We start from the raw sequence: 8,920 nt of genomic DNA, 5'->3' as shown, positions 1-8,920 counted from the left end.
AAGCCCGCTTTAAAGCGGGCTTTTTTATAGGCACATTGGTCGTGCTTAGGCGTGATAGGCTGCAATGCCATTCTGGGAAAGCAACGCAGCCCGCAATTTTTCCAAAGCACGGTTTTCAATCTGGCGGACACGTTCTTTAGAAATACCAAGTTTTTCTCCCAGCATTTCCAGTGTCACGGCATCATCTTTCAAACGACGCTCGCGGATAATACGCAATTCGCGATCATTGAGTACAGATAATGCCTGTTTCAGCCAGCTGACACGTCGCTCGCTGTCGATCATATTCTCAACAATTTCATCCTGCAGCGGGTGATCGTCGACCAGAAAATCAATCTTCTCCGCGCTGCTGCTGTCATCCGGCGAAACAGTCATACTTAAAGAACTGTCGGGGCCGGATAATCTGGAATCCATCAGTTCCACATCTTTTTCAGACACGCCGAGCTGATCGGAAATACGGGTATATAATTCGCGCTTCGACAGGGTTTCATTGCTCTGCACCAGTTTTGCACGCAAACGGCGCAGATTGAAAAACAAAGCTTTCTGCGTTGAGCTTGTACCACCACGAACAATCGACCAATTGCGCAGAATATAGTCCTGTATCGATGCTCTGATCCACCAGATCGCATAGGTGGAAAAACGCACCTCCCGCTCCGGTTCAAAGCGGAAAGCAGCCTCCATAAGCCCCACCGTCCCTTCCTGTATGAGATCAGCCATCGGCAAATCAAATTTGCGGAAACGTCCGGCGGTGGAAATCACCAGCCGCATATGGGATGAGGTAATTTCATCCAGCGCATGCTGATCGCCCTGCTCTTTCCAGCGCTGAACAAGTGCCTGCTCCTGTTCCCGTTCAAGATAAGGCGCGGACATAGCACTGCGAATAAGATTTCTGGAGGATACAAAAGAGACGGTACGTTTCGTAACTTCGGTGGAGGAGGACGCTACAGGCTTCATTTCAATCTCCATAACGAAAATATCAACGCAACCTGCTTATGAGGATCACGTCATCCGCTAGAGCATTTCACAGTCAAGTTGGATCAACTTGACGCCCGTGATAATGCGGCCAAATAAAGAATCTAGAGCGAGCACTATGATCCAATTTGGACGTAAACCGCTCTAGGAGTTAAACGCATCAATGAAAGGCCGGTTCCTTCATCTTCTGCTAATTTTATGATTTTTTTGAACAGAGAGCTTGAAAAACATTTTTTGTGCTCCAACACATGCTTCAGAGCAGATACATGCTGTGCAATCATTACTACGTAGCGAAAATATACATAAAACAATAACGCCGCTCTGAGTGAACAGAACGGCGTTATTGTTATAAAGGACTATATTTCAGCCTGAGTTGCGTAAAATTATGCAGCTTCGGCTTCATCATCCTCAACTTCAGCTTCATCAGTCTTCGCACCGCGTTTCGGTCCTTTAGCCAGATTAGCTTCAATGAGGCGTACAGATTCTGTATCAGACAGCTTGTTTACAGCTGCAACTTCACGCGCCATACGATCCAGAGCTGCTTCATAAAGCTGACGCTCGGAATAAGACTGTTCCGGCTGGTTTTCTGCACGGAAAAGATCACGCACGACTTCTGCAATGGAAATCAGATCACCGGAATTGATTTTTGCATCATATTCCTGAGCCCGGCGCGACCACATGGTGCGCTTGATACGGGCACGACCCTGCAAGACTTTCAAGGCGCGTTCTACGAAATCACCTTCTGACAATTTACGCATACCAATGGTAGCCGCTTTAGCCACCGGCACTTTAAGGCGCATCTTATCTTTATCGAAATCAATAACAAAAAGCTCAAGCTTCATGCCTGCAACTTCCTGCTCTTCGATTGCAACGATCTGTCCCACACCATGCGACGGATACACAATCGACTCACCCGTCTTAAAACCCTGACGGACGGCGGCCTTCTTCTGCTGGGATGACATACGCTTCAATACTCCCTGTAGTGTCCGGCACCTGGAGCGCCGGTTTACACGCGGTGATACAATCAGTCCTGCGACCAGCCCCGCGGGAAACGGAACGGGCATAACAGCTGATTAAAACAAGTGCCGAAACAGAATGTAAAAGGGATGCTGAGGCAAAACTTAAGCAAAAAAAATCACAGGATAAACGGTGGGAGCAAAATTTAAAAACAAACTTGCCCCGGCACTATTTCAGCCTGTAATTTATATCAGCCTTTCAGTGAATACCTGTAGCCGCCACGAAATGACGCCTGCTCATCGACATTATCGTGGACAGTAACACAAAAAACCGGCAGAATCAACAAAATGCCGTCACAAGCCGCCCGACCGGGCGATTTGTGTTAATAAACCGTTAATTGACAGGGCTGATCCTGTGGTTATCCCGGCATATCAGCGGAGAATCAATCGCCTTCGCCAGGCTCTGCCGAGAAGAACTGTTCAAGCTTATTAGCGACGCCATCCATTTCAGCGGCTTCAGGCATCTGGTCTTTTTTCACGGTGAGATTTGGCCATTTCGCTGAATATTCAGAATTCAGCTCAATCCATTTATCAAGACCCGGTTCCGTATCCGGACGGATTGCTTCAGCAGGACATTCCGGCTCACACACGCCGCAGTCAATACACTCATCAGGATTGATGACGAGCATATTCTCGCCTTCATAGAAACAATCGACAGGGCAGACCTCCACGCAATCCGTATATTTGCAACGAATGCAGTTATCGGTCACGACATAAGTCATTGTCGAACTCCCAGAGCTTTGAACTGCCACACATAATCTGCGGCCAAAATTACAATCATATCATTTGGCATAACATCCGGCAGAGTGTCAGGATAACTGACTGATCCTGCCATCCGGCCTGCGAAACCGGAATGCCGTTTTTCAGCAACTGCGCTATATGAAATACGGCAGAAAACCTGTCTGTCAGGTAAAGGCTTTAGCCGCAGCTTGCAAGAGGGTTTTCCCTCAGCCGCGACGCTCCGCCGCAAAAAAGAACCACATTCTGTATCGCCGTAATTTCTGAAAAACTGCGTCCCCGCTGGCTTTTAACAAAGCACAATCCTTCCGCCGCATCATTCTTCATTCCGGACAGAAAATAAGCCAACACGAAGATTTGAAAGAATGGTCAGACCCGACTCAGTATCTCAAGCATGGTTCAGCTTCTGAAAACACCGGTCAGCCTGCGGAGTTGTGCTCTGAATGCGACTCACATCAGCCCGATCAAGCAGTTCAGAACTCATCAAAACCGGAACCACCTTGTTTCAGTCGTTCCGTTGCCCTGCGGTCGCGTTTTGTCGGACGGCCGGAACCGGCATCCCGTTTTTCACCAACCGCAGCCATCTGCTCTTCCGTCTTTTCAGCTGGCGGTGTCAGATCTTCATAGAGCAATTGCGCTTCGGGAAAAGAGCCGCGACGCTCTCCGAGTTCGCGCACTTTATAAATCAATATGCGGCGATCCAGCGTGACCGTCACCACATCTCCGATTTTAATACCGTGAGATGCCTGATCTATTTTATCGCGATTAATACGAACACGCCCGCCGGCAGCAAGTTTTGCCGCGAGCGAGCGTGATTTAACGACACGGGTGAAAAACAACCATTTATCAATGCGCTGTTTTAAAGCACCCGTATTCATGCGCTTATTTCTTCAGCTGCTCTTTCAGAGCAAGCAGCTTGGCGAATGGTGAATCAGGATCAATCTGCACCGGACGCTCATTGCGCTCAACGCATTTCTGGTCCTGAGCATGATCCCGTTTGCCATGACGCGGCTTGCCGTGATGTTCATTACGGCCGGATTTCTGCTCACCGTTACGGAAGTCAACCCGTGCGGCTTTTTCAAACCGCTTGCTGCGACCTTCACGGTTCTGATTATCACCCGCATTGTCTTTAGCTGCATCAGCCGGTGCGCCGTCTTTAGCAGGTGCACGGCGATTGCCCTGCGGACGGTTGCGATTCTGCTCGCGTCCCTTGCCTTGCTCGCGGCCACGGTTGTCGTGACGCCCCGGACGCCACAGCAGAACCATTTTCACTGGTTCTTCTGCAACAGCATCAGCAGTCTCAGCCGCTTCTGCAACCGGTGCTTCAGCTTCTTCCGTATTCACGGTTTCGGCCACAGCTTCCGGCTGTTCTTCAGCTTCAGCGGCAGCTTCTGTTACAGCTTCGCCGGTCTGCTTGGCAGCATCGGCTTCAGCAAAAGCATCAAGTTCTGCAAGCTTGGCAGCAACAGCCGGCGCTTCCATCGCTTCATGACGGTAGCCGAGGCTTTTCAGCACTTCTTCCATGTCTTCCGGTGTCGCACCAAGAATAGACATCATCGACGGCGTTACCATGAAACGGGCACCATCATAGGCACCTTCCGCGCGCAGACCTGCGCCCGGACGCCAGGCCAGAGCCGGACGGATCAGATCAGCCAGACGCTCCAGAATGTCGAAACGCACAGCGCGGCGGCCAAGAACGCGGTAACCGGCCAGTGTGTAGAAAACCGGATCGAAAGCCGGATCAACAACAACCGAGGTACGGCCTGCGGCCAGAACATGAACAACATCACCGTAACCGGCACGTTCACGGCCATCATTGCTCAGCGCCCAGAGCAGTGTCATCAGACCTGCCGGTGCCGGTTTCAGCAATGCAGGGATAAACACATGATAGGCACCGAAGCGCACGCCGAAACGACGCAGAGCTGCACGGGAATCCTGATCGAGACCACGGATTTCCTCAGCAATGTCGCGACGCTGGATCACGCCGAAGCTCTCAACCAGACGGAAAGCCAGACCACGGGTCATGCCGGTCAGGGCATCAGCCTCAGTCAGATCGTGCAACGGCTTGAGAACTGTCTCAATATGATGAGCGACAAAGCGGTCAATACGGCTCTGTACTTTCTCACGGGAAGCACCTGTCAGCTGCTCGTCAGCCAGCAGAACGCTGCGCGGACGCATCACGCTGTCACCGGCAACCAGAGTTGCAACCGGAGCGCCGACCCAGCGCAGAATACCATCCGAGCCAAGGGCGAAATCGCCATTGGCCGCAGCAGAGAAGCGCTCTGCACGACGGTCATATTCAGCGGCCAGCGCTTTTTGTGCAGCCCCCTTTACCGCTTTCGCGTCCGGCCCTTCGGCCTTGACGTCGGCGGTAAATCGGAATCCTTCCAACTGCCCGACATTGTGGTCTTCGACAAGTACATCCCCTGTCGGGCTAATTTCTGCTTCTAGCATGGCATTCTCTCTCAGGCGCTTCATAAGCACGCTTGTCCTGCGGTCTACAAAGCGTTTCGTCAACCGTTCATGCAGCGCGTCAGACAATCTGTCCTCAATTTCGCGCGTCTTTTCTTGCCAATGTGCCGGATCTGCCAGCCAGCCCGGCCGATGCGACACAAAAGTCCATGTGCGAATTTGTGCAATACGATGAGATAGAGTGTCGATCTCACCGTCAGTCCTGTCGGACCGATGCACCTGCTCGCTCATATAGTCTTCATCCACAAAACCTTTGCGGATGATATCCTTATAGATTGCGGCAATAATATCGGCATGTTGTGCCGGCGCAATCCTTCTATAGTCGGGAAGCGCACAGGCATCCCACAAAATTTCCACACGCTTGGGTGTATCCGCAAGCCGCATAATGTCTTCATCACGCGCCAGATTTTCAAGCGCCTGCATGTCAACCGCAGGTAGCGCCCGTGTCAACCCTTCCAAAGGCGCTGAACGGTCTAATGAGTGCTTCAATGCGCGAACAGATGAAAAATCAAACTGAGCCGTGCGCCATTGCAACACTTTAACCGCGTCGAAATTATGCGATTCTATCCGTTCAACAAGATCTTTATCAAACGGATCAACCTGTCCGGTGACGCCGAATGTACCATCGCGCAGGTGACGACCCGCACGACCGGCAATCTGCCCGAGCTCACCGGGGTTCAGATCACGATATTGAAATCCGTCAAATTTACGCGCCTGCGCAAAGGCCACATGGTCAACATCAAGGTTAAGTCCCATGCCGATCGCATCGGTGGCGACCAGAAAATCCACATCACCGGACTGGTAAAGCTCCACCTGCGCATTGCGGGTGCGCGGGCTCAAAGCGCCCATCACTACGGCTGCGCCACCGCGCTGACGGCGGATCAGCTCAGCAATCGCATAGACCTCATCGGCAGAGAAAGCGACAATGGCACTGCGACGTGGCAGGCGGGTAATCTTTTTCGAACCCGCATAGGCCAGATGCGACAAACGCGGACGGGTAATAATATTGATACCGCGCAGCAGCTTTTCGAGAATAGGCCGCATAGTTGCGGCACCCAGCAGCAAAGTTTCCTGCCGGCCACGCAAATGTAAAAGACGGTCTGTGAAAATATGGCCGCGTTCCAGATCAGCAGCCAGCTGTATTTCATCAATGGCAACGAAAGCTGCATTGGTCTGGCGCGGCAGAGCCTCAACGGTACATACGGAATATTTCGCTCCGGCCGGAATGATTTTTTCTTCGCCGGTGACCAGCGCCACTTTTTCAGGGCCGACTTTGGTAACCAGCTTATTATAGACTTCACGCGCCAGCAGGCGCAGCGGCAGACCAATGATCCCGCTCTCATGGGCAAGCATACGCTCCAGCGCCAGATGAGTCTTACCGGTATTGGTAGGCCCGAGCACAGCGGTTACATCGCGCCCGCTCACAATAAGCGGTGCTGTTCCCTGATGCAGAGACGCCGCCCCAAGCGGAGGCGTCAATGAGTTCTTCTGGTCATTCATGCGGAATTGATTATTCCCCGTCTCATGAAGTCGTTACACATGAAATCCGCCCCGCAGGTCAGTGCCATATTTTGCAATATAGCCAACCCGATCCGGCAAACCCCATTTTTTCTGTCTGCCTGCCGTCAGCCAGTACAGATTGAGCAAAGCAGGTAGCATTATCTGTCTCTGACTAAAAGGGTAACAACGGCACCTTTATGACTTCTTTTGTATCAAAACTTCAGAAAATGACAGGAAACCATGTCAGTTCTTCACAAAAACCCGGTCTTGTCAGAATTTTACGCGCATTTTAAGCGTTAGAATCCACTAAAATGCCCGCAAAAACCCTGTATTTTAATGAAAAGAACACGAGAAGAACAAAGAGGCTACGAATCAATGGTTTTCATGAGTTCTCATTTTGTTCGAAACAACATCCTGTGTTTTCTATAAGCAGAGACACAATATACAGATTCAGCTATATAGGAACAGCCCGGTAAAAAGCGGAGAAATTAACTTTTACCACTGACCGCACATAGCGATGTGGTAACATGCACATAATACCAATTTAAAAACCCGCACAGCATTAATAAAGATTAAAAATACATTACCGGAATGCGCCGCATTTCAGAGAAACAACATGCTTTCATTAAGCTTTCGGCCAAACCCTGAACGAATCGGCGACGAATCGCTGATATATAAAAGTTCCCGTTTCGTTTTCACAAAATACAGAGCCGAAACAAACGACGACCACTACATATAGTATTAGATCTTGATGAAACGCATATTCACAGCAACAAAAAGCCCCGAAAAGGTTAATTTCCTTCGGGGCTTCGATTTTCGCAACAATGGGTCTTGTTAACTTATCTGCAAGCGCGTTCAGTCGCGCTCAACGCAGAGCGCAACACCCATGCCACCACCGATACACAGGGTCGCCAGACCTTTCTTGGCATCGCGGCGCTGCATTTCATAAAGCAGCGTGGTCAGAACACGGGCACCGGACGCACCGATCGGATGACCGATAGCGATAGCACCGCCATTCACATTGACGATAGCCGGATCAAGCCCCAGCTCACGGGTCACACAGCAAGCCTGCGCCGCAAAAGCCTCATTGGCTTCAACCAGATCCAGATCTTTCACTGTCCAGCCGGCTTTCTCCAGCGCTTTGCGCGAGGCCGGAATAGGTCCTGTGCCCATCACTGCCGGATCAACACCTGCCGTTGCCCAGGAGGTGATGCGTGCCAATGGTTTGATACCGCGGCGTTCCGCTTCCGCTTCGCTCATCAGCACTGTCGCGGCTGCACCATCATTAATACCGGAGGCATTACCGGCTGTGACTGTACCTTCTTTGGCAAAAGCCGGACGCAGCTTCTGCAAAGCCTCAATCGTGGTGCCGTGGCGGATATATTCATCCTCGCTTACAATCACTTCGCCCTTACGGGTTTTGATGGTGACAGGCACGATCTCATCTTTAAAACGACCGGCAACCTGCGCGGCCTCTGCCTTGTTCTGGGAGGCAAGAGCGAAATTGTCCTGATCCTCACGGCTCAGCTGCCAGCGATCAGCAATATTCTCGGCTGTTACGCCCATAGGATAACCGTGGAAAGCGTCTGTCAGACCATCTTTCATCATGGTATCGATCATGGTCATGTCGCCCATTTTGGTGCCGGAGCGCAAATGCGCGCAATGCGGAGCCATCGACATGGATTCCTGACCACCGGCAACAATCACCGATGCATCGCCATTGGCAATCTGCTGCAAGCCCAGCGCCACAGAGCGCAGGCCGGAGCCGCAAAGCTGGTTCACGGCAAAACCCGTTGTCTCAATCGGACAACCCGCAGCAATCGCCGCCTGACGTACAGGATTCTGCCCCTGCCCTGCTGTCAGCACCTGACCGAAAATCACTTCATCAACATCAGCCGCAGCAACACCGGCGCGCTCCAGCGCAGCCTTAATTGCTGTTGCACCCAGTTCATGGGCAGGCACATTGGCGAAAGCCCCGTTGAATGAACCGACAGGAGTACGCGCAGCGCTGGCAATGACGACTGTTGTTTCTTTGCTCATGACAGATAATTTCCTCACATCCCAATAGTGCCTGTTTTCCGCATATACGCAGAACCGACTTTCCTTCAGTATAACGTCAGTTACAAATGATGCTGGTACTAATTGCGATCAAGGTTTTGAATTTTTCGCATAACCCCGTGCTGCATTACAGGCAGATTGCCATGCTTTTGCGCAAAATACACCAG

6 protein-coding genes are annotated in these 8,920 nt (G+C 51.4%); all 6 read right to left on the bottom strand.

Annotated elements, in window-relative coordinates; all coding sequences use genetic code 11:
• Positions 1–45 precede the first annotated feature (45 nt).
• The 6 genes from A918_RS0104680 to A918_RS0104640 all read right to left on the bottom strand — a co-directional run bounded on the left by A918_RS0104680 (position 46) and on the right by A918_RS0104640 (position 8,735).
• Positions 46–951 (bottom strand): RNA polymerase factor sigma-32, encoded by a 906-nt coding sequence (locus A918_RS0104680; protein ID WP_028233396.1) that lies wholly within the window; start codon positions 949–951, stop codon positions 46–48.
• Positions 952–1,352: 401 nt separating this feature from the next.
• Positions 1,353–1,931: a CarD family transcriptional regulator gene (locus A918_RS0104675; protein ID WP_028233395.1), complete on the bottom strand. Its 579-nt coding sequence runs from the start codon at positions 1,929–1,931 to the stop codon at positions 1,353–1,355.
• A 437-nt stretch (positions 1,932–2,368) separates the two neighbouring features.
• Positions 2,369–2,707, bottom strand: a complete 339-nt coding sequence (fdxA, locus tag A918_RS0104670; RefSeq protein WP_022709929.1) for a ferredoxin FdxA — start codon at positions 2,705–2,707, stop codon at positions 2,369–2,371.
• Positions 2,708–3,196: 489 nt separating this feature from the next.
• Positions 3,197–3,601 (bottom strand): RNA-binding S4 domain-containing protein, encoded by a 405-nt coding sequence (locus tag A918_RS0104655; protein ID WP_022709926.1) that lies wholly within the window; start codon positions 3,599–3,601, stop codon positions 3,197–3,199.
• Between the two features lie 4 nt (positions 3,602–3,605).
• Positions 3,606–6,695, bottom strand: coding sequence for a helicase-related protein (locus tag A918_RS0104650; RefSeq protein WP_022709925.1), 3,090 nt, complete (start codon positions 6,693–6,695; stop codon positions 3,606–3,608).
• An 855-nt stretch (positions 6,696–7,550) separates the two neighbouring features.
• Positions 7,551–8,735 carry an acetyl-CoA C-acetyltransferase gene (locus tag A918_RS0104640; protein ID WP_022709923.1) on the bottom strand — a complete coding sequence of 395 codons (1,185 nt, stop codon included), beginning with the start codon at positions 8,733–8,735 and terminating at the stop codon, positions 7,551–7,553.
• Positions 8,736–8,920: the final 185 nt, after the last annotated feature.

The sequence above is a fragment of the Pseudochrobactrum sp. AO18b genome (genome assembly GCF_000409565.1).
GTDB classification, from domain to species: Bacteria; Pseudomonadota; Alphaproteobacteria; order Rhizobiales; family Rhizobiaceae; genus Pseudochrobactrum; species Pseudochrobactrum saccharolyticum.
Note: the sequence above shows the minus strand (reverse complement) of the source record. Positions and strands in the feature narration are given on the sequence as shown.